Origin of the sequence: Pelosinus sp. IPA-1 (assembly GCF_030269905.1) — a bacterium.
GTDB lineage: Bacteria > Bacillota > Negativicutes > DSM-13327 > DSM-13327 > Pelosinus.
Window position 1 is genome coordinate 94,992 of sequence record NZ_BSVC01000009.1, and the last position, 24,491, is coordinate 119,482.

26 protein-coding genes are annotated in these 24,491 nt (G+C 40.6%); 2 read left to right on the forward strand and 24 right to left on the reverse strand.

The features are described 5' to 3' along the window. Window positions 1–32: 32 nt before the first annotated feature. The 23 genes from flgA to QSJ81_RS20750 form a co-directional block, all read right to left on the reverse strand. Window positions 33–1,016, reverse strand: a complete 984-nt coding sequence (gene flgA / locus QSJ81_RS20640; protein WP_285719241.1) for a flagellar basal body P-ring formation chaperone FlgA — start codon at window positions 1,014–1,016, stop codon at window positions 33–35. Window positions 1,017–1,026: 10 nt separating this feature from the next. Next, window positions 1,027–1,815, reverse strand: a complete 789-nt coding sequence (gene flgG / locus QSJ81_RS20645) for a flagellar basal-body rod protein FlgG (protein ID WP_285719242.1) — start codon at window positions 1,813–1,815, stop codon at window positions 1,027–1,029. 127 nt (window positions 1,816–1,942) lie between these two features. Continuing rightward, window positions 1,943–2,686 (reverse strand): flagellar basal-body rod protein FlgF, encoded by a 744-nt coding sequence (gene flgF / locus QSJ81_RS20650; protein ID WP_285719243.1) that lies wholly within the window; start codon window positions 2,684–2,686, stop codon window positions 1,943–1,945. A gap of 37 nt (window positions 2,687–2,723) precedes the next feature. Further along, on the reverse strand, window positions 2,724–3,752 hold the full coding sequence (locus QSJ81_RS20655; RefSeq protein WP_038673996.1) for a rod shape-determining protein: 1,029 nt from the start codon (window positions 3,750–3,752) through the stop codon (window positions 2,724–2,726). Between the two features lie 161 nt (window positions 3,753–3,913). Continuing rightward, the gene (gene spoIIID / locus QSJ81_RS20660; protein ID WP_285719244.1) at window positions 3,914–4,180 is read right to left on the reverse strand and encodes a sporulation transcriptional regulator SpoIIID; all 267 of its coding nucleotides are present in this window, start codon (window positions 4,178–4,180) and stop codon (window positions 3,914–3,916) included. 319 nt (window positions 4,181–4,499) lie between these two features. Then, window positions 4,500–5,228: a M23 family metallopeptidase gene (locus QSJ81_RS20665; RefSeq protein ID WP_285719245.1), complete on the reverse strand. Its 729-nt coding sequence runs from the start codon at window positions 5,226–5,228 to the stop codon at window positions 4,500–4,502. Between the two features lie 316 nt (window positions 5,229–5,544). Continuing rightward, window positions 5,545–6,537 (reverse strand): stage II sporulation protein D, encoded by a 993-nt coding sequence (gene spoIID / locus QSJ81_RS20670; RefSeq protein WP_285719246.1) that lies wholly within the window; start codon window positions 6,535–6,537, stop codon window positions 5,545–5,547. 414 nt (window positions 6,538–6,951) lie between these two features. Further along, window positions 6,952–8,229 (reverse strand): UDP-N-acetylglucosamine 1-carboxyvinyltransferase, encoded by a 1,278-nt coding sequence (gene murA / locus QSJ81_RS20675; protein ID WP_285719247.1) that lies wholly within the window; start codon window positions 8,227–8,229, stop codon window positions 6,952–6,954. Between the two features lie 63 nt (window positions 8,230–8,292). Continuing rightward, window positions 8,293–9,054, reverse strand: a complete 762-nt coding sequence (locus tag QSJ81_RS20680; protein WP_285719248.1) for a YwmB family TATA-box binding protein — start codon at window positions 9,052–9,054, stop codon at window positions 8,293–8,295. Window positions 9,055–9,398: 344 nt separating this feature from the next. Next, window positions 9,399–9,806 (reverse strand): F0F1 ATP synthase subunit epsilon, encoded by a 408-nt coding sequence (locus tag QSJ81_RS20685; protein ID WP_285719249.1) that lies wholly within the window; start codon window positions 9,804–9,806, stop codon window positions 9,399–9,401. A 3-nt stretch (window positions 9,807–9,809) separates the two neighbouring features. Then, the gene (gene atpD / locus QSJ81_RS20690) at window positions 9,810–11,222 is read right to left on the reverse strand and encodes a F0F1 ATP synthase subunit beta (RefSeq protein ID WP_038674007.1); all 1,413 of its coding nucleotides are present in this window, start codon (window positions 11,220–11,222) and stop codon (window positions 9,810–9,812) included. Window positions 11,223–11,242: 20 nt separating this feature from the next. Beyond that, a complete protein-coding gene (atpG, locus tag QSJ81_RS20695) occupies window positions 11,243–12,091 on the reverse strand; it encodes an ATP synthase F1 subunit gamma (RefSeq protein WP_285719250.1) in 849 nt (282 codons plus the stop codon). A gap of 5 nt (window positions 12,092–12,096) precedes the next feature. After that, window positions 12,097–13,623, reverse strand: coding sequence for a F0F1 ATP synthase subunit alpha (gene atpA, locus QSJ81_RS20700; protein ID WP_285719251.1), 1,527 nt, complete (start codon window positions 13,621–13,623; stop codon window positions 12,097–12,099). 2 nt (window positions 13,624–13,625) lie between these two features. Continuing rightward, complete coding sequence (locus QSJ81_RS20705) at window positions 13,626–14,192, reverse strand: F0F1 ATP synthase subunit delta (protein ID WP_285719252.1); 567 nt, start codon at window positions 14,190–14,192, stop codon at window positions 13,626–13,628. Then, window positions 14,186–14,689, reverse strand: a complete 504-nt coding sequence (gene atpF, locus QSJ81_RS20710) for a F0F1 ATP synthase subunit B (protein ID WP_285719253.1) — start codon at window positions 14,687–14,689, stop codon at window positions 14,186–14,188. The genes QSJ81_RS20705 and atpF overlap by 7 nt, the downstream gene beginning before the upstream one ends. Before the next feature lie 78 nt (window positions 14,690–14,767). Beyond that, window positions 14,768–15,019, reverse strand: a complete 252-nt coding sequence (gene atpE / locus QSJ81_RS20715) for a F0F1 ATP synthase subunit C (protein WP_038674014.1) — start codon at window positions 15,017–15,019, stop codon at window positions 14,768–14,770. Window positions 15,020–15,104: 85 nt separating this feature from the next. Further along, window positions 15,105–15,785 carry a F0F1 ATP synthase subunit A gene (gene atpB / locus QSJ81_RS20720; RefSeq protein WP_285719254.1) on the reverse strand — a complete coding sequence of 227 codons (681 nt, stop codon included), beginning with the start codon at window positions 15,783–15,785 and terminating at the stop codon, window positions 15,105–15,107. Window positions 15,786–15,936: 151 nt separating this feature from the next. Continuing rightward, window positions 15,937–16,320: an ATP synthase subunit I gene (locus QSJ81_RS20725; RefSeq protein WP_285719255.1), complete on the reverse strand. Its 384-nt coding sequence runs from the start codon at window positions 16,318–16,320 to the stop codon at window positions 15,937–15,939. Window positions 16,321–16,346: 26 nt separating this feature from the next. Further along, window positions 16,347–16,604, reverse strand: coding sequence for an AtpZ/AtpI family protein (locus QSJ81_RS20730; protein WP_285719256.1), 258 nt, complete (start codon window positions 16,602–16,604; stop codon window positions 16,347–16,349). 159 nt (window positions 16,605–16,763) lie between these two features. Continuing rightward, window positions 16,764–17,930: a non-hydrolyzing UDP-N-acetylglucosamine 2-epimerase gene (gene wecB / locus QSJ81_RS20735; RefSeq protein WP_285719257.1), complete on the reverse strand. Its 1,167-nt coding sequence runs from the start codon at window positions 17,928–17,930 to the stop codon at window positions 16,764–16,766. 190 nt (window positions 17,931–18,120) lie between these two features. After that, window positions 18,121–19,149: a glycosyltransferase family 4 protein gene (locus QSJ81_RS20740; protein WP_285719258.1), complete on the reverse strand. Its 1,029-nt coding sequence runs from the start codon at window positions 19,147–19,149 to the stop codon at window positions 18,121–18,123. Window positions 19,150–19,375: 226 nt separating this feature from the next. After that, complete coding sequence (locus tag QSJ81_RS20745; RefSeq protein ID WP_285719259.1) at window positions 19,376–20,044, reverse strand: nucleoside triphosphate pyrophosphohydrolase family protein; 669 nt, start codon at window positions 20,042–20,044, stop codon at window positions 19,376–19,378. Between the two features lie 6 nt (window positions 20,045–20,050). Next, on the reverse strand, window positions 20,051–20,467 hold the full coding sequence (locus QSJ81_RS20750; protein WP_285719260.1) for a deoxycytidylate deaminase: 417 nt from the start codon (window positions 20,465–20,467) through the stop codon (window positions 20,051–20,053). A gap of 519 nt (window positions 20,468–20,986) precedes the next feature. Here QSJ81_RS20750 and QSJ81_RS20755 point away from each other — a divergent pair. Both QSJ81_RS20755 and QSJ81_RS20760 read left to right on the forward strand, forming a co-directional pair. Beyond that, window positions 20,987–21,466: an Lrp/AsnC family transcriptional regulator gene (locus QSJ81_RS20755; RefSeq protein WP_285719261.1), complete on the forward strand. Its 480-nt coding sequence runs from the start codon at window positions 20,987–20,989 to the stop codon at window positions 21,464–21,466. Beyond that, on the forward strand, window positions 21,463–22,632 hold the full coding sequence (locus tag QSJ81_RS20760; RefSeq protein ID WP_285719262.1) for an aminotransferase class I/II-fold pyridoxal phosphate-dependent enzyme: 1,170 nt from the start codon (window positions 21,463–21,465) through the stop codon (window positions 22,630–22,632). The genes QSJ81_RS20755 and QSJ81_RS20760 overlap by 4 nt, the downstream gene beginning before the upstream one ends. A gap of 179 nt (window positions 22,633–22,811) precedes the next feature. On the opposite strand, the gene ilvB is transcribed toward QSJ81_RS20760, so the two are convergent. Beyond that, entirely contained in the window at window positions 22,812–24,479 is a 1,668-nt protein-coding gene (gene ilvB / locus QSJ81_RS20765) for a biosynthetic-type acetolactate synthase large subunit (RefSeq protein ID WP_285719263.1), read from the reverse strand. Window positions 24,480–24,491: the final 12 nt, after the last annotated feature.

A 24,491-nucleotide genomic window follows, 5' to 3' on the forward strand; every position in this document is an offset into this window, starting at 1 on the left:
AAATCATGCATAATTTAAATTTCTCAAGATCTTTATGAACCTTTATATGTAGGCACCTCTACGGTGCTTTCATTCAATACTTTTCCCAAAACAATTTTATTAGAAGAGGTATTTCTCACACGAATTAATTGCCCCTCGCAGCCATCTTGCATGGCTTGTCCAATTGTCGTTACTTCCATACTCGCAATATGAGCGACTAAGGTAACAGTGCTGCCTCGTTTGATTGCTATCGGTTTAATTATCATAGTGTCCGTTAGCACTGTACCTAACGTAATTGGACGCCTTGCCATTAACCCAACAATCTTTTTCTTATCCATAACATAACCCGCAGCTAACCTACCTATATCCATTCGTTCGTAGCGCAAAGTATCTTCGGTCACGATTTCACCAGCATTGACCTCGCGAGCGGCCACCGTGACTGGGCGATATAGTTTCACATCAAATTTCAGTCCAGCTTTTGCAAATTCTTTTTCGTTTACAGTGGCAGTAACCAACACAGTTGTCGGCGTATTATAACGAATGCCATAAGGCAACGAAGTGCTAAAAGTAACATTACCTAACGGAGCGACTACATCTTGTACATGCCCCAGAGATGAAATAACAAGATCCTCCTTTAAAACATTGGATCCAGCTTGTTTCCTGATAGCTATCATAGCCTGGTCAATTAAGGCTTGTCCATTAATAATTTGTGAATTCCCAGTAATGGTAACACTATTAGGAATTTGCCAAACGATATTACCAAAATCAGCACCTGCCGCTGCTAAACGCATGTTAAGTACTTCTTTCGCTAAGACAAAGCTACTGCCAGGATTCGGCGCAGCACCTAATTGCAATTGCCCCAAACCTTGAACTTGTTCCAGACTGCCACCACTAATATCAGCCAGTTCTCCTAGTGTTATTGTCGAACCAGTTACTCTTGCCTGTTCAAAAATTGTCACAACAATATCCTGGGCGAGCGCGAAATGAAAGGAAAAGCAAAATTGCAGCAAAACCAGTAGCCCTATTTTCTTTCCCATTATCCTCACCTTAACGTTTCAATTGGGCAGCTTGCTCAAGCATAGTGTCACATGTAGTGATTGCTTTTGAATTTAATTCGTAAGCTCTTTGAGCAACTATCATATTTACCATTTCATCAACCACGGCAACATTAGACATCTCTAACGTATTTTGCACAAGTGTACCTGCACTATCAGTTCCCGGGTTGCCAACTACTGCATTACCCGATGCAGCGGTCTCTTTTAATAAATTTTTTCCCATACTATCGAGTCCAGCTGGATTAACAAATACAGCAAGTTGGAGTTGTCCTAAATCTTGAGGAGCCGTCTGGCCAGCAAGTTTCGCTGATACACGACCGTCCGCCGATATAGCAACGTTAGTTGCACCCTCTGGAATAGTAATAGCAGGTTCTATTGGATAACCTTCTGAAGTAACAATTCTGCCCGTAGAATCCTTTTTAAAGGAGCCATCACGAGTATAGGCAAGCGTACCATCTGGCATAGTGACCTGAAAGAAGCCGTCTCCTTCTATTGCCACATCCAGCGCATTTCCTGTAGTTTGAAAGTTACCTTCTGTATAAACCTTTTGTGTAGCAACTTGACGTACGCCATGCCCAATTTGTATTCCTGTAGGTAGCTGCGTATCTGGTCCAGTAGATGAACCGGATTGACGAATCGTTTGATACATCAAATCTTCGAAATCGTTACGAACTTTTTTAAAGCCTGTGGTATTAACATTCGCCAAGTTATTGGAGATAACATCCACATTTGCCTGTTGGGCAGCCATACCTGAAGCAGCTGTCCATAATGCCCTCATCATAATAAAAATCCTCCTATGTATGTGCTTATCCGCTTCTATTTCTAAAGCAGTGCTACAATCATTTTTTTGGATTACTCCTATCTATACTATCGCAAAAACAGACAAAAAACTTAAATTAAATTATTAGCTATAATTTGCCAACGTCATTTGCGGCTTTCCCCATTAAACTGTCATGAGATTGAATGACCTTACCGTTAATTTCATAAGCACGATAGTTAGAGATCAAATTCACCATTTCGCCAATTACATTTACATTGGCCATCTCTAAGGCTCCTTGTCTTACACCACCAGTGGCTACCTGTCCTCGTTGACCAGTAGGTTCAAGAAATAAGCTTGCACCCTCTTTTTTTAGTGCTTTTTCATTTGCAAATTCAGTTATTTCAAGTTTGCCTACTTCATTGTTATCAACCAAAACCCGTCCGTCACTGCTAACTTCCATTTTTCCACCGTTTATAATAATTGGACCATTTTGCCCCAGTACTCGATACCCATCACTGGTAACGAGTTCACCTTTTGCACTCTTGGCAAAAGTACCATTGCGAGTATATCTTTTGCCTTGAGGGGTTTCTACTGCAAAAAAGCCTCTTCCTTCAATTGCTAGGTCGAAATCATTACCTGTTGTCCTAATTGTCCCAGTAGAATAATCAGTTGCCACTTCATCCACCATGACCCCAACACCCATACTACCGATCGTTGGAGATTCTGGACCATCATTCACTCTTGAAATGAGCATACTTGCAAAATCCTTAGTAATTGTCATGTCCTTTTTAAAGCCAGCAGTATTAGCATTTGCTAAATTATTTGAAATAACATCTGTGCGCTGTGCCTCTGCTAACATACCTGACGCTGCGGTGTACAAACCACGAATCATGTTATCACTCCTTTTTTTACCCTAAAGCAAACTAATGTTAAGCAATACTACCTCTTTTTAGTGTTGTTAAACTATCTTCAAGAGTTCCCAAAGAATCTAAAGCTTTGCCTGTACCTAATGCTACACAAGAAAGAGGATCTTCCGCTAGATAGGTAGGAATACCGGTTTCTTGCTGAATAAGCTTGTCCAAACCATAAAGCATAGAGCCACCACCAGTCATTACAATACCTCTATCCATAATATCAGAGGACAATTCTGGAGGGGTGATTTCTAGCACTGTTTTTACCCTTTGCACAATAAGAGACACAGACTCATATAAGGCATCAAAGGTCTCAGCTGAAGTTATTCGCAAGGTTTTAGGTAAACCAGACACTAAATCACGTCCACGAATTTCCATACTCTCATTGCGACCTGTGGCTAATGCTGTGCCTATATTGACTTTTATTTGTTCCGCTGTACGTTCACCGATCATAACATTATATTCTCGTTTAACATAACGTACTAACGCTTCATCAAACTTGTCCCCACCGACTCTTAAAGACTCGCTTACCACAATGCCGCCTAAACTAAGAACAGCTACGTCAGTGGTACCGCCACCAATGTCGATTACCATGGAGCCACAAGGCTCAGAAATATCTAAACCTGCACCAAGAGCTGCTGCCAAAGGTTCTTCAATTAAATAGGTTTTTTTTGCACCTGCTTGTACAGCTGCTTCTAATACTGCTCGTTTTTCTACTGTAGTAACACCGGAGGGTATACATACCATAATACGTGGTTTAAAAAAAATTTTTCTCGGAACGACCTTTTGAATAAAATGACGCAGCATAGTCTCCGTCGTATCATAGTCAGCTATGACACCTTCTCTTAATGGGCGAATAGCAATAATATTGCCTGGTGTCCGACCAAGCATACGGCGTGCTTCTTCACCTACAGCCAATACTGTATTTGTATCACGATCAATCGCCACTACAGATGGCTCGCGAAGTACAATTCCCTTACCTTTTATGTATACCAATACGTTAGCAGTCCCTAAATCCACTCCAATGTCCATTGACATTCCAAACATGTGCAATCCCCTTCCACTCTACTAATACTTGTCCATATTTTCTTTTTATTTAAACCACAAAGACAAAAAATTTACTAATCCCATGCGCCTTTGTGGTTAATTAACTGTTCTAAGTAAACAATGTTCACTTGCTTCCATTCTACATTAAAAAAGAAAATCCTTCATTTTTTGTCACTTTTTCCAGCTTCTTTATATTTTTTGCGAGTTGCCTCCCCACCGCGGATATGGCGCTCTGCTTTATTTTGTTCTAGTATAACTCTTACTCGATTTGCCATTTTCTTGTTAACTAAAGGTAAACGTTCTATCATATCTTTATGTACTGTACTTTTACTTACACCAAAAACAATTGCTGATTGCCGCACTGTATGTTTACTTTCTAAAATGTGCTGACAAATGTCCAATACCCTTTTACGGATATAATCTTTCATACTTATTCTGCCCCCTCACCTGCTTTGCTAATATATATGCGGACAAAATAAAAAAAAGCACTGCTGTGCTTTTTAAAGGTTACTATTTTTATCCGATGACTAAACCGCTCTAAGACTCCTATCTTCATCTCGTTAACAGTCTGTAATTCCCTGCCCTTGACGGTCAGGGAAACAGGCTGTAAACTCGAAATAAGTTCGCACTAAGGGTCGCCGGACCCAAGGCTCACTTATTTAAGTGGGAGTTAAGAGCGGCTAAGTCCCTGGATAAGAATGGCTAAGATTCATATGGAGTTAAAAGTCCATATGAATTAAATTTTCTTTATTCGTTGCTTACTACTAACTTAGGGTCGATATATTCATCTGCTTTTTTGATTGCTAAATGCAGGTGATAGTATGGCTCGGCATCAGAATTACCCATCTTCCCAATTTCTTCACCCGCTTTGATAAAACTTCCTTTGGCGACTTTAGCGTTTGCTAAGGAACCATAATAAACTATATATATATCATTTTTCACGATTACAGTTAAGCCACTCGTTTTATCTTGAAAGATATCACTCACCTGACCATCCTGTATGGCAGATACCTTCTGTCCTTGTGCTCCCACTATGTCAATACCCGTATGAAAACGCCACTCATTATATAAAGGATGCATTTGCCAGCCAAAGTCAGCTTTAATTTGCCCCTTGATTCCATGGAAATCCTTTGACGTAATCATAGGTTCTTGTTTTTTTGTTATTTCAGGGCTTGTGACAGTAACCGTTTGAGAAATCTCTTTACTTTTTTCATCGATTACTGCCGTACTTGGGATAATTACAACTTGCTGCTTTACTTCTTGCAGTGGACCTGCCATTATTTCTTGCCGCTTACTTTGTAATCCCATTAATACACCTACCATCAACACAAGAGCGAGTGCCAATAAACCAACTCCAGTATATAAGCTTTTAAAAGAAATTTTTTTTGAAGAAAACCTTGGTTTTGGCAATGCAGTATTGATTCTTTTTAAATAAAATGCTATAGAGGACAAGGTATCAAACTTCAATTTGGACATACTATCACCTCGTACTAAGTATGTCCTTTCTAGGATATTTTTAAACAGCCTCTAGCTATAATTATAATAAAAACGCTACGCGTCCTTTTAAAAGATAGACGTTTTGAACCACAAAGACACAAAGCCGCTTACGCGGACACGGAGAGCACAAAGGGGTAGAATAAAAATGTCTCTATGTTCTTTGTGCATCTTTGTGTTCTCTGTGTTTAACGTATTCTTTTGTGTGCTGCATCGCAGCATTGTGTCTTTGTGGTTCAATCTTTTTAACTAGGAACTTATACTTTCTGATTCCGTAAGAAAAAAGCCTCCTATTAATCTAGGAAGCATAAATATTTTTAAGAGCTACTCCCGTATAGTATTGAGTAATAATTTGACGAAAATCATGACCCTCTTTCGCCATACCGTTAGCCCCATATTGGCATAAACCTACACCGTGACCGTAGCCAATTGTATTAAAAACCATTTTTCCATCTTCAATTGCTACGTTAAAGTTGTTAGAACGCAAATCCATTTTTTCACGAATCTCAGCACCTGATAAAATTTTACTGCCAATACGTATCTGGCCTACCCTGCCTGATTCTGTTGTACTGACAATCTGCGCTGGTCCGGTACCGCCATTTTGCATGGCTGCTACTACTTGGGTTTCCGGCCCTAGTATTTGCTCTACTTGTGCTAACGTAAATTCTTTCTTGTCATGATAGCGGGGTGATTTTTGATCCCAGTTGCAAGGCACACTAATTAAATAGGGATAATCAAACCCCCATACTTCTTTGGCACTGGCTGTCCGTTCCCCACTCGTCGAATGAAATACTGCCTGAATAAGTTCTCCGTTATAAGTCGCTACTTGGCCCCTTGTTTCCTCCACTGCTCGGCTGATCTTACTCCAATAACGATCATAATTCGTACCCCAGCGTTCTTTTAATTTTATTTCATTTTGCCAAGCTTGACTTTGCTTAAAATCAGTACTTACGTCTGCACCAGGTTGTTCTGCAATTCCACTACCACCAAATGCGACCATGCTTTTAACCGCGTAGGTCCTCGCAGCAACTGCCTGGGCTTTCAATGCCTCCAACTCAAACTCTGCAGGCATTTCTGCCGCTACAACCCCTTTAATATATTCTTCAAGATTCATTTCAACAATTTTATTCTGCTCGTGAAGATATACTCTTATTAATATATGTTCTCCTTTCGCTACGTTCTCACTCCTATCTGAACTTGGTTCTCTATTGAAGCTGCCCACTACCAGAGCCGGAACAATAATAACCAGCACCAATACTAATAATACAGCGCATGCTATTATTTTCTTCACACTTGCCCCTCCCCTTGCTCTACATAACCACTACATTCTATGCCAAGCTTTGGGTAAGTATGACCGGGAAAGAGGATTAAGGAAAAGATACATTTTTTGCAAACAAAAAGCGCCTTGAGCCGCGAAGATATGAAGATTGTGAAGAATTGAAAATATAGTTAATAAAAACACTACGCGTCCTTTTTGAACCACAAAGACACAAAGAGCACAAAGAAAACATTAAATACGGAGGGCGTAAAGGATTTGAACCGCAGAGGCGCAGAGGAAACAGAGAATGGAAGCTTTCTTATGGCAAACCATATTATAAATGCTACTCTGCGCCCTCTGTGGTGCTCTGTGTTCTCTGTGGTTCAACGTTTACTTTACCAAAGCAGTAAAAAAACTGGCAAGATAGATATCTCACCAGTTTCTCATTTACTTTTTACATTCATTTGTACCGACACGTTTGATGTCTGCACCGACCCCACATAATTTAGCTACTAATCCATCATAACCTCGGTCAATGTGATGAAGATAACCTACTTCAGTTTCTCCCTCAGCAACGAGGCCAGCTAACACGAGGGCAGCTCCTGCTCTAAGATCCGTGGCTTTTACGGGACAGCCTGTTAACGTAGGAGTTCCTTCTACTACAGCACTACGGCCATCAATTTTTATATTGGCTCCCATACGTTTTAATTCATCTACATGCATAAAACGATTTTCAAATACAGTCTCACTTATCACACTGGTTCCATGAGATATGGTAGTCATCGCCATAAATTGCGCTTGCATATCTGTTGGGAATCCAGGATAAGGCAACGTCTTAATATCTACAGCTCGCAAATTACCATCACTTTTGACACGTATACCATTCGTATCTTCTTCAATGGTAACGCCAGCTTCTTTTAATTTTGCAATGACAGGTTTTAAATGTTCTGGCAAGGCATTTTCAACATATAAATCGCCACCCGCCATCGCGGCTGCTACCATATAAGTACCAGCTTCGATGCGATCGGGAATAACCTCATAGGTTTTACCAGTTAATTCAGGGACTCCGTCAATTTTAATTAGATTCGTACCAGCACCACGAATGCGTGCACCCATGGTATTAAGATAATTGGCTAAATCAACAATTTCCGGCTCATGAGCTGGATTTTCTAAAATAGTCTGACCTTTTGCCATACTGGCTGCCATCATAATATTTTCTGTAGCACCTACACTAGGAAAATCTAAATAAATTCTAGCACCAGTCAATCCATTCGGTGCAGTTGCTTCAATATATCCATGTCCAATATCAATCTTCGCACCTAGGGCCTCGAAGCCTTTTAAATGCAAATCAATTGGGCGAGTTCCTATCGCGCAGCCACCCGGTAAAGATATTTTGGAGTGACCATAACGAGCCAATAATGGCCCCATAATTAAAAAAGAAGCACGCATTTTACGGACCAACTCATAAGGCGCTTCACAACTACCAATCACCGTACTATCAACGAGCATGGTCTGTTCTTCTTTATTATATTGTACCTCAACGCCTAGATGCTTAAGCACTTGGCTAAACGTACGCACATCTTCTAAATCAGGTATCCCTTCTAATGTGCTCGGGGATGTCCCGAGCAAAGTTGCTGCAATAAGTGGCAGCACTGCGTTTTTTGCCCCACTAATTTTAATTGTTCCATATAATTTGTTACCACCGCGGATAACTAATCTCTCCATAAGGTCATATCCTCCCGCAAACTCTACTAATATATTTAAAAGGAATGAGTGCTATTTTATTAATTAATATTCTTTCGTAATAATTGGTGATCCAATGATGACGTAAGTACGATTGTCATATTGACTGTAGCGTGTTGCTATATTTATATTCACCTTTTTGTCACCTACTTGCAGCCACTCTCCAGCAATTGAGGAAAATCCTGTATAACTAAGGAAGTTTTCAACTTTCAGTTTGTCAATAATAACTCCGTCTATTGCCATAAAGGCTTTTTCTAATACTCTTTGTTGTTCTCCATCCACTAGTTTACCATCAAGCCATCCAATCAAGCAAGTATTAATCTTGGGTGAGACACCATTTTTTTTTATACTGTCACTAATTTTTCTTTGTAACTGCTGGATAGAAGTATTTTCATTCACTATGGATTCCATATTCACCACTAAATAAGTTTCCATTTGAGAGCTATCTCCCTGTTTGGGAACCACCTGCGCCGCAACAAAAGTGTGCCACTTCGGCCTTATTGCTTCCGCTTGTACTGTACGATGAGTGCCCCTTTGCTGCTGAGTCAATTGATAATCTTCAGCATTCACGCCGAGCTGTTCCATTATCTTTTCTACCATCTCTTGCAGCTGATTATCATTCATCTTTTCATCAGGCAGCTTTACCCAAGCATTTATACTATATTCGTTTACATGTGCACCAGTTGCTTCCATAGCTTGGCTTAAAGGTTCTTCAGGAGTAGCAGCAGGTAATTCCTTCACCATAGCAAGGGATAAAAGTAATAAGATTGCTAGGGTCATTGATAATCTTGTCCGAAATTTAACCATTCTCTCCACCCTTTTTAATAAATAATTCTTTATATATAAATTACTCTGTATGCCTATTCTTGCCACTTGTTGAAGGAGATATACAAATCTTGTGAACATAAAAATGCTACGCTTCCTTTTTGAACCACAAAGACACAAAGGTCACAAAGGGGTTCTATCCATTTCATTCCCATCTTCTTTGTGTGCCGCGATAGCGGCATTGTGTCTTTGTGGTTCAATCTTTTTAACTAGAAACTTATAAATTCTGATTCCGTAAGAAAAGACTTGGCGTACACCAAGTCTTACTAAATTTTTGATTTTAAAACAAAAACAGGCTAAGCATAAGCTCAGCCTGTTTTCAGCTATTATTCTTTATGTTCTTTGACTCGTAGACGGACCAAAGCACGTTTGAGAGCAATCTCGGCTCTTATCAAATCGATACCCGGACTTGCTGTACGCAAGCGACTTTCCGCACGTTCTTTTGCTGCTGCAGCCCTTTCCACGTCGATTTCATCAGGTAATTCGGCACAATTTGCCAAGACAGTAATTTTCTCAGGCTGCACTTCAATAAAACCACCGCACATGGAAATTTGCAGCTCACCATTCTCGGTAATTACTCGAAGGGGCCAAATTTCCAAGGCAGCAATAAGTGCGGCATGTCCTGGAAGAATACCAATATCCCCAGATGTCGTCCTGGCGATCACCATGGTAACATCCTCAGAATAAGCCATTTTCTCTGGGGTAACAATATCCAGCCTAATTGTTTTAGCCATTTATTATTCCCCTTTCATCGTCCGAGCCTTCTCCACTACTTCATCGATAGAACCAACCATATAGAAGGCGGTTTCTGGTAAATCGTCATGCTTACCGCTCAAAATTTCTTTAAAGCCTCGAATGGTTTCTTTCAATGGTACATATTTACCAGGTGTACCCGTAAATGCTTCTGCCACAAAGAAAGGTTGGCTCAAGAAACGTTGCATTTTACGTGCTCGAGATACGGTAAGTTTGTCATCATCTGACAATTCTTCCATACCCAAAATTGCAATAATATCTTGCAATTCTTTATAACGCTGCAAAATTTCCTGAACACCACGAGCTACTTGATAATGTTCTTCCCCAATAATATTAGGGTCAACAATTCGTGAAGTTGAATCCAGCGGATCTACGGCTGGATAAATACCAAGTTCCGCAATTTGTCTAGACAATACAGTCGTAGCATCCAAATGAGCAAAGGTAGCCGCAGGAGCTGGATCTGTCAAATCATCTGCTGGAACGTATACTGCTTGTACAGAGGTAATGGAACCCTTTTTCGTTGAGGTAATCCGCTCTTGCAAAGCTCCTACATCTGTCGCCAACGTCGGCTGATAGCCTACGGCTGATGGCATACGTCCTAAGAGTGCAGACACTTCAGACCCTGCCTGAATAAAGCGGAAAATGTTATCTACGAAAAACAATACATCTTGTCCGCCTACATCCCGGAAGTATTCTGCCATTGTAAGACCGGTTAAGGCAACACGCATTCTAGCTCCTGGTGGTTCATTCATCTGCCCATAAACTAAGGCAGTTTTTTCGATAACACCGGATTCCTGCATTTCCATCCATAGGTCATTTCCCTCACGAGTACGTTCCCCTACACCCGCAAATACAGAATAGCCGCCATGTTCTGTTGCAATGTTACGAATGAGTTCCATGATCAGTACTGTTTTACCTACACCAGCACCGCCAAACAAACCAATTTTACCACCCCGAGAATAAGGAGCAATCAAGTCAACAACTTTAATACCTGTTTCTAGGATTTGTGTTGATGTCTCTTGTTCTTCAAAACTAGGGGCTGGACGGTGAATCGGCCAATAATCGTCCACTGCTACTTTATTTTCATTGTTATCTACTGTTTCACCTAGTACATTAAATACCCGACCCAGCGTACCTTTACCCACGGGAATTTTAATAGGGGCGCCAGTATCTACAGCTTGCATACCGCGGGTCAAACCATCCGTAGAGGACATCGCTACGCAGCGCACGATATTATCGCCAAGATGCTGCATAACTTCTACGGTTAAACTAACCTCTACATCAGTAGAGGTATCCGCGATTTTAACAGAGTTATAGATGGCAGGTAACTGTTCCGGAGGGAATTCAATATCAACAACAGGTCCAATAACCTGTATTACTTTGCCTGTACTACTCAAAGGTTTCCCCCTCCTATCTTTTACTTTAACGCCTCGGCACCGCCCACAATTTCGGAAATCTCCCGAGTAATAGTGGCCTGACGGATTTTATTGTAATTCAAAATGAGCTTAGCAATTAATTCTTCTGCGTTATCAGTAGCAGACCCCATAGCTGTCATACGAGCACCTAGCTCACTTGCAGCAGATTGAAGCAATGCTCCATAAATAACGGTTTCCAAATATTGAGGCAATAAAAAATTCAAAACCTCTTCTGCTGATGGTTCAAAGATATATTCTTGATCTGCCGAACTTGCTCCCGTATCTTCGATAGGAAGTAACTTCACACTGGTAGGAATTTGCGTAATTGCCGATTGGAACAAGGTATATACTAAATGAATTTCATCGTATTTACCTGTTTTAAAACCTTCAGCAACTGACCTAGCAATGGTTACCGCATCTTGATAGGTAGGTTTTTCGGAAAAGCCAGTATACTCTTCCTCCACAGCATAGCCTCGCCTTGTAAAGTAATCTCTCGCCTTACGACCAACAGCAAGGATACTGCTTTTATCTTTCGCCGCTGTAATCTGAGGTAATGCCTCTTTTATTACGTTGGAAGAATAAGCTCCTGCTAAGCCCTTATCAGCACTTAAAATCAAGTAAGCTACACGATTGACTTCTCTGACCTCTAATAGCGGATGAGAAACATCACTCGCATGATTAGCTACACTTGCCAAAACCTCTCTAACCTTTTCGGTATAAGGGCGGCTAGCGGCAGCTTTTTCTTGTGCTCGACGCAATCTGGCGGCAGCTACCATTTTCATGGCTTTCGTGATTTGTTCAATACTTTTTACGCTTTTTATACGGCGGCGTATATCCTGTGCATTAGGCATTTACATCACCTCGCCGTTTTATCATCTGAGACAAATGTTTCTTTAAATTCTTTAATTGCCTGTTTTAATGCTTCCTCAGTTTCTTTGGACAAAGCCTTGGTCTCTTTAATGGCCTGTCCAATGGTTGGATGATTGGCTCTTAAAAACTTAAGGAAATCGCGTTCAAATGCGGCAACATCACCTAAAGGAATATTGTCAAGATAGCCATTAATGGCCGTATAAATAACAACAACCTGCTCATCTACACCTACTGGAGAATATTGAGGCTGTTTTAAAACTTCCATAGTACGTTGCCCACGATCTAACGAAGCCTTAGTAGCTTTATCAAGATCAGAACCAAATTGAGCAAAAGCTGCTAATTCTCGATACTGAGCCAAATCAAGACGAAGCCTTCCAGCAACTTGCTTCATCGCTTTAATCTGAGCGGAGCCACCTACCCGTGATACGGACAACCCTGCGTTAATCGCTGGACGAATACCAGAGTAGAACATTTCACTTTCTAGGAAGATCTGACCATCTGTTATGGAAATAACATTGGTCGGAATATAAGCAGATACGTCGCCTGCCAAGGTCTCGATGATTGGCAATGCAGTAATCGAACCGCCGCCCAATTCTTTGGACAACTTCGCAGCTCGCTCTAACAGACGAGAATGTAGATAAAATACATCCCCTGGATATGCCTCACGACCCGGTGGACGACGAAGCAGTAGGGACATAGCACGGTAAGCTACTGCATGTTTTGATAAATCATCATATACACAAAGTACATGACCACCTTTATACATAAAGTATTCACCCATTGCTACACCAGCATAAGGAGCAATGTATTGCAGTGGTGCACTATCCGACGCAGAAGCAACGACAACTATGGAATAAGCCATTGCACCACTTTCTTCTAAAGTATGTACTACACGGGCCACTGTAGATGCCTTTTGCCCAATAGCCACATAAACGCAAATTACATCTTGCCCTTTTTGGTTCAATATTGTATCAATGGCAATAGCAGTTTTGCCTGTACCACGGTCACCGATAATTAGTTCCCGCTGTCCACGGCCAATTGGCACCATAGAATCGATTGCTTTGATACCTGTCTGCAGCGGTTCCTTAACGGATTGACGAGCTGCAATACCTGGTGCAAGAAACTCAACAGGACGAAACTCTGTTGTTTTGATCGGTCCTTTCCCATCAATCGGTTGCCCTAGGGCATTGACAACTCTGCCAACCATAGCTTCGCCAACAGGCACCTGCATAATGCGGCCTGTACGGCGTACTGTGTCGCCCTCTTTTATTACCGTTTCTCCACCAAGGAGCACGGCACCAACATTGTCTTCTTCCAAATTTAAGACCATACCAAATATCTCATTGGGGAATTCAAGTAATTCGCCGGCCATGGCTTTTTCAAGACCATGAATACGGGCAATTCCATCTCCCACCTCGATAACAGTACCAACATCATCTACATTGAGGTCTACCTGATAGTTTTCTATCTGCTGTTTAATAATCGCAGTTATTTCTTCTGGCCTTATTTTCATATTCAGTCTGTCACCCCAATCCCCGTCACTTCGTTATTCAAAAGTGCATTTTTCAATGTTGCTAACTGGCGAACAATACTACCATCAATTAATTTATCGCCAATTTTAACAATCATCCCACCGATAATACTTGTATCAATACGTTTGGTTATCACAACTTTTTTACCAGTTACAGCACCCAATTTGTTCACAAGAGCATTCTCTTGGCTTTCCCCTAAAGGCATAGCCGTAATGACTTCTGCCTCTAGAATATTACGTGCTTCATTTGCCATTTTTATATATTCTCGAATGATCTCTGGCAACACGGTTTCACGTCTTTTGTCTACTAATAATAATAAAAACTTAAGAACAAAATCAGTTAAATCTTGTTCAAAAACCTTCCGAATGGTTTCTTGTTTGGCCTTAGCTAATACTTGAGGATGATACATTAGGATAGACAAATCATGATAAGAAGCAATGGTACTCTCCACCAAACGTAGTTCTTGCTCTACTACATTTAGCATGTCCTTCTCAGCTGCTAACTCATAGATGGCCTGGGCATACTTTACTGCTAACTGATTGGCTAGCATGGCAAGCCACCTATCTTCTTATCATCAAGTTTATCAATGAAATCAGCCACGATGGCAGCATTAGCTTCGCTATCCATTTTTTCTTTCATAATCTTCGTAGCCGCGGCCATTGATAAAGCAACAACTTCACCTTTTAGCTGAGCTAATGCCAATTCCCGTTCACGAGCAACTTCTTCTTGCACACTTTTCAGTATACGAGCACTTTCTGCACGTGCCGCTTTTAAAATCTCTTCCTTATTCTCTTCTGCCAATTTCTCGGCTTTCTCTACTATTGCCTGCGCCTGTGCACGAACTTCTACCAACTGTTGTTTATATTCTAACTTCAGTTGCTCTGCTTCGCGCCTCTCCCGTTCTGCTGAATCTATACTGTCGGCAATTTTTTGCTGACGATCTTCTAGGCCTTGCATCAAGGGCTTATAAGCAAATTTAGCAAGAATAGCAACTAAAATAAGAAAGTTTACAATTTGTGCTAATAGCGTCCCATTTAATTCAACCAATGAAAGCACCTCCTTATCAAACGGTATCAGGAGACACTGGCATCATTTCCATGCCAGTAACCTTATATTTTTTAAACCTTACTTTAAAAAAGGGTTTGCAAATACTAATACAATCGCAATAACAGCAGCGATAATAGGAATAGATTCGATCAAGCCTACGGAAATCAGCATATTTACTAAAATAGTACCTTTAGCTTCAGGCTGTCTAGCCATTCCCTCAATTGCTTTTGCTGTTACAGCACCATCACCGATACCAGCACCAATAGCAGCTAAACCAATAGCTAATCCTGCCCCTAATACTGAGGCAGCAACGATAATTGCATGTTCCATTATAAAATCCTCCTTAAAACATTTTTGATTTACTTACCATTTCAACTATTTCTTACCATTCTAATTACATGTGTTTAGTCTAAGGCTAATGATGGTCATCTTGCAGTGAGTTTGATAAATAGGATATTGACAGCATGGTAAAGATAAATGCTTGTACAATGCCAACAAAAACACTGAAAGCCAGCCATAATGTAGGCACAACATAAGGTACCAGCATACCCAGAACTAGTAACAGAATTTCACCAGCCAAAATGTTACCGAATAAACGGAAAGATAACGTAATAGGCTTTGCTACTTCTTCAATGATATTAATAATGACAAACGGTACATAGGGTTCAAAGAAATGTTTTACATACCGTATAAGCCCTTTGTTTTTAACGCCCAGAACATGTACGATGATCACAATCATTAACGCTAGTCCTAGAGTTGTATTAATATCATTGGTTGGTGACGTGAAGCCGGGTATCAATCCTAATTCGTTACCCACTGCTAAAAATAAAAACAGTGTGATAATCAGCGGTGCCATCTTTTTACCTTTTGCTCCCATGTTTGCTTCCACTTGTTCAAGTAACGCAACAACCGCCATTTCCAGGAAATTCTGCCAGCCCCTTGGCCGTAATTCAATACGTCTTGTTGCTACCACTGCCAGTAAAATGACAATTGCCATCGTAATCCAAGTCATTGTCAGCGTATCCAAATTAAAGGTCAAACCTGCAAAATGGGCTAACTTATGACTTCCGATTTCATGTCCTCCACCGTGTTCCATACCCTCCCCCCTTCCTTTTTGCTAGTAAAGGTTCTTTCAAAATCCCCATCGCTTTTTGCGTCTAGATCATTTTTAAGAACCTCTAGTTAAGTTGCGTATAATTTATACGCCCCATTATGCTAAAACACCTGAAACAGGTATCTGTGCAACCTTATATAATATGGAAAAAACTTTTTCCTACAATAACAACTCCATTTAAAAACATGACAATTTGAAGTGTAAATAATCCAAAAACCGCTGACCAAAAATCAAGAACAGGTATCTTTAAAGACATAAACAACATAATTACAATAAAACTCAGACGAAGAATCCATCCAACTCGCATATATAGCAGTGCTTTATGTATAGGCATATCGGCACTTTTACTTACCCGATAGCACATTAACAAAAAATAAACCCCGCTGGTAAAAAGTCCAATTATAAACCCTGGTATCCTCCAGGCAGATCCAGTGAAATAGGCACCTACTGAGATAAAAAAACCCCATGCTAAGATCTGCAGTAATGTTCGCCGTATTTGTATAATATATTCTTGCATATCTCTGGTAGAAAGTGGTTTACTCCCTACTTACCTCCCACTAACCGCTTATACATCGACCACATTCCTGCTATCATACCTAGTATTATACCCACTATCGTCGCCCAAGGACTACTATCTAAGTATTTATCTACCAATTTACCTAATAGAACACCTGCCGCTACAGAAGACACCATATAAAAACCAATCGTTGCAGCCGTGTTAATCCCGCTAAACAACTCATTTTTATCCTTCTTCTGCATGGCAATCTCCTCACAATAAGGCGTTCCTTCAAAACTAGACATACACTATTCTTACTGTTTCCTACATAAATATTCCCATTTTAATAAGTTTATATTACTTTTTCGACAAATACCAATAAAATCCTGCTAAATACGTTTTATATTGAAGAGAACATTAATACCTTTATACCTTCTTTAATTACTTTTTATACAGGTAACCATTTATTTCACCTGACAATTTCCGAATTGATCAGGTTTTACCTGGGAAAACCCATACTTCCAAAGAATGTTTTCTACAATACGACGAGATGCTTGTCCATCACCATAGGGATTACAAGCATTTGCCATTCGCTCATATTCCACATGATCCGCCAGCAGGAGACGAGTCTCTTGATAAACTCGTTCTTTGTCTGTACCAATTAGTTTTACAGTGCCTGCCTCAATAGCCTCGGGTCGTTCTGTATTATCTCGTAGTACTAGTACCGGTTTTCCTAACGCTGGTGCCTCTTCTTGCACACCGCCTGAGTCAGTGAGAACAAAATGGGAACGGGCTAATAAATTAGCAAAAGGCTGATACTCTAATGGGTCAATTAGTTTAACTCGTTCTATGTCACCTAATTCACTGTTTACCACTTCTCGGACAAGAGGATTTTTATGTACAGGAAAAACGACTACTACATCCTCAAATTCCGTAACAATCTGCCTAAGGGCTTGGTAAACATGTCGCATAGGTTCACCTAAATTTTCTCTGCGATGCGTCGTAACTAGAACAACTCGTTTATTTATATAGTCAATCCCGTCTAGCATTTCATCTGCAAACTTGTACTCTTTATTTACAGTAGTTAGTAAGGCATCTATCACGGTGTTACCTGTAACGAAAGTAGCTTCTTCTGCTACAGCTTCTTTTAGCAAATTGGCCTTTGCTGTCTTAGTCGGCGAAAAATGCATATCCGTTAGGGATCCAGTCAATTTTCGATTCATTTCTTCTGGAAACGGAGAATATTTATTTTGGGTTCTAAGACCTGCTTCAACATGTCCCACCGCCGTCTGATGATAATAAGCAGCCAAAGCTCCTGCAAAAGTAGTCGTTGTATCCCCATGTACCAATACAATATCAGGTTTTTCTTTACCAATGACTTCATTCAAACCTTGCATCGCTCGAGCTGTAATATCAAATAATGTTTGCCCTTGGGACATAATATCCAAATCATAGTCAGGAACAATCTGAAATAGCTGCAGTACCTGATCAAGCATTTCTCTATGTTGCGCTGTAACAGCTACAATCGGCTGAATCTGTTCAGGATGCTTATTGAGTTCTAAAATAACTGGAGCCATTTTAATTGCTTCTGGCCTTGTTCCAAACACTGTCATAACTTTAATACGTGACATTATATACTCCCCTTTAAATCTGTTTTGGAAAACCTTGGAGGGACATTCTATTAAGAAAAGACTTGGCTTATGCCAAGGCTTCAGACGCAGGCAGAAGCCTTAGTCGTTCTTACTTGGAATCAAGGAAGTGTTATACTTTCTGATTCCGTAACAAAAATAGGCAGGCATAATGCCCGCCCACTTGTGTGACTTAATGACTTTCAATCGATTTCGTTGCCTTTAATACCCCTATTTTCCTTGCGCCAATAAAGGCAACACCAAGCAAAGCAATTACAATAAAGGCTCCTAACGATTTGTTCACCTCAGTCAAGGCAATTGCACTCAGACCTAAACAACCGCTTATGACATACATCAATAATACTGCTTGTTTCTGGGTTAGCCCCATTTCCAATAAACGGTGATGCAAATGACCTTTATCTGGTTTAAAAATAGGACGTCCGCTCATATAACGACGAATAATCGCAAAAGCAGTATCTAAAATTGGCAATCCTAACGCTACGATAGGTACAATCAGGGCAATAGTAGCTGCACTCTTCACTGCACCAAGAATGGATATCGCCGCTAGCATATATCCCAAAAACATACTGCCTGTGTCACCCATAAAAATCTTGGCAGGATTAAAATTATGCTGCAAAAATCCTAAAGCACTACCAGCTAAAGCAGCTGTTAACACAGCCACTGTCCAAAAGTTTTGCTGCAATGCAACTAACAATATAGTGACTGAAGCAATGGTAGATACTCCAGCAGCCAATCCATCCAAACCATCAATCAAATTCACTGTATTTGTCAAACCAACCACCCATAAGATAGTGAGAGGAATCGACAAATATTCTACATACAACATATCCCCAAAAGGATTGGTTAACCATTCGATACGAATGTCGAACATAACCAGTACAGAAGCCGCGACGATTTGCCCTAATAATTTGACTCTGGCAGGTAATGGCTTTAAATCATCAATAATACCTACAATTAGAATTACCGTACCACCAACTAACAAACCCAACACTTCACGACTCACATACATACTTGCTAGAACAGCCAATACAAAGGCTGCATAAATAGCTAAGCCCCCCATTCTCGGAATAGGCCTGGTATGCACTTTACGAGCATCCGGAGCATCTAAGGCTCCTACTTTTATTGCTAAATCTTTTACCCGCGGTGTTACAAAGTAAGCAACCGCTAAGGCAACGGTAAACGCCACAATATATGTCTGCATTATTAAGCACCTCATTTCTACACAACAATCCCATTTTACATCACGTCAATACCCTTGTCAAACGGATTCTATTAGGGTAAATCCTCATTATTACTAGTATATTGAGCCCTATGCTCTTATATGGAATGCATTAAAGAAATTGCAAAATCATTGTCGATACGCTAGGAGTGGTCTTAGACATATCCTTTCATTATTTGCATCTATACTATTTAATATAACCTATTTATTAGGGGCAGTCTATACAATAACCCTTGCGTTTCAGTTTTTCAATATGAGCTTTTCTTAGTTCTTGTATATTAACATGATACTTTTGTGCCAAAATATACATCATAGTAAAACAACATTGGGCTACATCTAATAATTCGTAAGCACATCCTAGCAAAGCCGCTTCTGTTGTTAAGTCAGCTTCTTCTCCTGATGCCCCTGCCCTTTTTCCTAAATACTGAGTTAACTCACCAATTTCTTCTTGAATCTTGCATACCGTTGTCAGCAAACTTACCTCTTCCAAGATAAGCTGAGGTAATTTTAAATATTTAAAATCACCAACCGTCGTGATGCTGTATTGAAGGCGATTATCAAATAAATACCCTTTTTGTTCTAACTTGCTCAGATGCTGATCAATTAAGGTATCTACCTCTATCCCATAAAATTCTTCCATTACAAATAGCATGGTTACACAAGTTTGCGCTACATCCAAGAGCTCGGCAGCCACTTCGGTAAGTAAAACTGTTCCTTGGTCACTAGCATCTTTTTCTTTCACTAGTGTATTCTCATAAGGTAAAAAGTGCAATACAGCTCTTGCGAGTTCACCAGCCTCCTCCATAATCTTAAGTAAGGTAGAGTCTAATGTTGGTGTAAGGTTATTTAATTTAGGTAGGTAAATTGGTTCAAGCATAATGTATTACGCTCCCTCTTTTGGCATATATACCACTTCTACTGCAGATAATGCAAACCAATCGGTGTGAGGAGTATAATCTCTAGCATACACGACCTTAGTAATGCCAGAAGTAATAATTAGTTTTTGGCACTCAGGACATGGCCTATCAGTGCAATAAAGAGTGGCGCCTCGCCGTTCATCTGGCGTACATTCCAAAAGGGCATTGGGTTCGGCATGTATACAGCGTACGCAATGCTCTCCTAGCATAGCACAACCATCATCTATACAATGAGGCAATCCCGCAGGACTCCCATTATAGCCTGTTCCTTTAATACGTTTGTCCTTCACAATGACTGCACCTACATGCCTTCTTAAGCAAGTACTACGTTCCGCTACTTGAAATGCAATATCTAAAAAATATAAGTCCCAATTTTTCCGCATAATTACCTCCGCTATTTCAATTCAACAGCAATCAAATATTACATTAATTATACTATATATGATAAGTGAACTAAAGGAAGAATACAACGGGGGAAAAATAAACCGCAGAGGCGCAGAGGACACAGAAAAAATTTATGAAAACAAAACCATTTTAAACACGAATATTTGAAGAATACTAAGGGAATTAAAACTTATATCGCCTCTGTGTTCTCTGCGGTTCAATTCCCTCTTCTTTTTCAATTTGCCAACATCTATAAATCGAATATTCTAATTATATCATAGGAAATATGGCATTTTTTTTGTAAATCCATGTACTTCTCATTAGTATATGTGGTATCCTAGAAAATACAGTATCTTTTTTATCCGATGACTAAACCGCCCTAAGACTCCCATCTTCTATAAGCGTGAGTTAGGAGCGGCTAAGTCCCTGGATAAGTGCGACTAAGATTCAGATGAATTAAAACTCCACCTGAATCAAGTCTTCTTTATCCTATTATTTTATCAAGGGGGACCATTTCTATGAAAGAACTTTTGGAATGCCTAGAAAGAGATCATACTCAATCGCCAGAGCAGCTAGCGGTTATGTTAAACAGGCCTGCACCGGAAATTGCCGCGCTTATAAAACAATTTCAAGATGAAAAAATAATCTTAAAATACCAAACCATTATCGACTGGGAAAAAGCAGGTGTTGATAATGTTACAGCTGTGATTGAAGTCAAAATTACTCCTCAGCGCGAGGTTGGTTTTGATGCCATCGCGGAACGTATCTGCCGTTATCCCGAGGTCCGAGGTTTATATTTGATGTCAGGAGGATATGATCTTTCTGTCACAATTGAAGGGGCTAGCTTAAGAGATGTCGCTGATTTTGTTTCTACTAAATTGTCGACTATTGATGGAGTCGTTAGCACCACAACCAATTTTATGTTAAAGAAATATAAATATGCTGGGGTTATCATTGATGACTCAGAAGAAGAGCACAGGTTGGTGGTATCACCATGAATTGGTCAGAGCGCATATCACCAACTGTAAATGCCATTCCCCCTTCTGGCATTCGGCGTTTCTTTGATATTGCCGCAGAAATGAAGGGCGTCATTTCTCTAGGTGTAGGCGAACCTGATTTTGTCACGCCCTGGCACATCCGGGAAAGCTGTATTTACGGATTGCATAAAGGTTATACTTCCTATACCTCTAATTATGGACTTCTTGAACTTCGCGAGGAAATCGTTAAATCTCTCTATAATGACTACCAAGTTACATACGACCCCAAGCAAGAAGTACTAGTGACAGTGGGAGTAAGCGAAGCATTAGATTTAGCTATGCGCGCTCTCCTTAGCCCTGGTGATGAAGTTTTGGTGCCTGAACCCTGTTATGTATCCTATAAATCCTGCGTCACACTAGCAGGCGGTGTTGCCGTTACAGTGCCTACCAATATTGATAACCAGTTTTGCATCACTGCAGACCAGTTAGAAGCTTACGTTACACCTCGCACGAAAGTGCTATTGATTGGTTATCCTAATAATCCTACTGGCGCTGTTATGACTAGAGAAGCATTAATGAGTATTGCAGCTTTTGCCCAAAAGCATGACCTTATCGTTATTTCTGATGAAATCTATGCTAAGCTCACTTACGACGGCACCCATACCTGTTTCTCAAGTCTACCAGATATGCGGGATCGCACCATAGTTTTAAACGGCTTTTCCAAGGCTTACGCTATGACCGGCTGGCGTATTGGTTATGCAGCCTCTAATGCTGCCTTTATCGGAGCTATGACTAAAATCCATCAGTATACGATGCTATGCACTCCCATCACAGCCCAAATCGCTGCAATTGAAGCTCTCAGAAGAGGGGAGTCACAGGTTACTCATATGGTTACAGAATACAATCAACGTCGCCGTCTTATTTTAGATGGGTTTCGCGAAATTGGACTAGAGTGTTTTGAGCCAAAAGGAGCTTTTTATGTTTTTCCTTCGATAAAATCAACCGGCCTAACTTCACTCGAGTTTGCGGAGCAGTTATTGATGTCTGAAAAAGTAGCCTTAGTACCAGGCAATGCCTTTGGCGATAGCGGCGAGGGATTTGTTCGTTGTTCTTATGCCACATCAACAAAAAATATTACAGAAGCCCTCCAGCGGATTGGACGGTTTGTAGCAAATCTAAAAAAATAACGAAACCGCAGAGACGCAGAGAACACAGAGGCAGGATATCTTTTATTATTAAAATTCCTCTCAGCGTCCTCTGCGCCTCTGTGGTTAATCACGTTTTCCAAACTCCATCCGAAAAGCATATTTCTTCTATATACAAAAATAGAGACCTGGTCATAATAATCGACTAGGTCTCTATTTTGTTAAATATCCATAAACGTATCTAAGGGTGAATTAGGTACTAACATGGGGGTTACTAAATGCTCTGTGAGAATCTTTACTACAATAAGTCTTGGACTGTTACTTTCTAGGGCATCAGCAAAGGCCTCAGTAAACTCTTCTTGCGTCGTAGCTAAAGCCCCTTCAACGCCAAAGGATTTCGCAAAACAGACAAAATCCATCTGCACTGTTTGCAGTGAAGCAGAATATCTTTCTTTGTAAAACAACTCCTGCAATTGACGGACCATTCCCAATGAGCTGTTATCAACAACAATGGTAATCAACGGCAGATTCTGCGTCCTAACCGTAAATAACTCACAGCCAGTCATCTTAATGCCGCCATCCCCTACAATGGTAATCACTCTCTTATCAGGAACAGCTAACTGTGCCCCAATAGCAGAAGGTAAACCAAAGCCCATTGTTCCTAAACCACCAGACGTAATCCAAGAACGAGGTGACTCTATATTTAAATTTTGAGCAGCCCACATTTGGTGCTGTCCTACATCCGTGGCAAAGATAAAGGGCTTACCAGCTGTAACCTCAGATACATGCCTAAGCATCCAAGGTGCAGTCAATATATCTTTACCATAATCAACCTTGAATTTTTCTTTCCATGCCTCAATCTTATCCCACCAAATAAGCCCATCAACAGGTTTAATACGTTGATGCAAGATTTCTACTAATTGTTTTACATCTCCCGCTAAGGCAATATGGGTGATAACATTCTTATCTAATTCGGCTGGGTCTACGTCAATGTGAATGACTGTTTTCCCCTCTGCATATTTAAACTTATTCCCTGTTACTCGGTCGTTAAATCGGCTGCCAATGGCAATGACAACATCAGCACCATGGACAACATGATTGGCAACCTTGCCACCGTGCATCCCCGTTAATCCTAAAAACAAAGGATGTTTCGATGGAAATACACCTAATCCCATCAGAGTGCTCACCACAGGCGTCCCGATTTTTTCAGCCAAACCAATAACCTGTTCGTATGCACCAGAAGAAACCACGCCGCCACCAACAATCATCACTGGCTGCTTCGCTCTTGTGATAGCATCAATTGCTTTCTCAATAGTTCTACTACCAAATTCGGATAGTTCCCATTGTGGTTTTGCTTTCTTTTCCTTTTTGCCAGGAGAAAAAATAAATTTAGCTGCTTGAATATCACTTGGTATGTCAATTAAAACGGGCCCTGGACGTCCGGAACAAGCAATTCGAAATGCAAAGCGTATGACTTCTGGTAATAAGGTTACATCTTTGACGAGAAAATTATGCTTTGTTACGGACATGGTAATACCCGTTGTATCCACTTCCTGAAAGGCATCATTACCAATAAGATCCGTAGAGACCTGCCCCGTAATAACCACCAAAGGCACAGAATCCAAGTAAGCATTAGCCAGCCCAGTTACCAAATTTGTTGCCCCCGGTCCACTAGTGGCAATACAGACTCCGACCCTTCCACTAGCACGGGCATACCCATCAGCTGCATGTATCGCACCCTGTTCATGCGCCGTGAGGATATGACGTATTGAGCCACCATAAATGGCATCGTACAAAGGTAAAATACGTCCTCCTGGATAGCCAAAGACCGTATCAATCCCCTGTTCTAACAAACACTCCACAATCGCCTGCGCACCAGATATCTCCATACAAGTCACCTC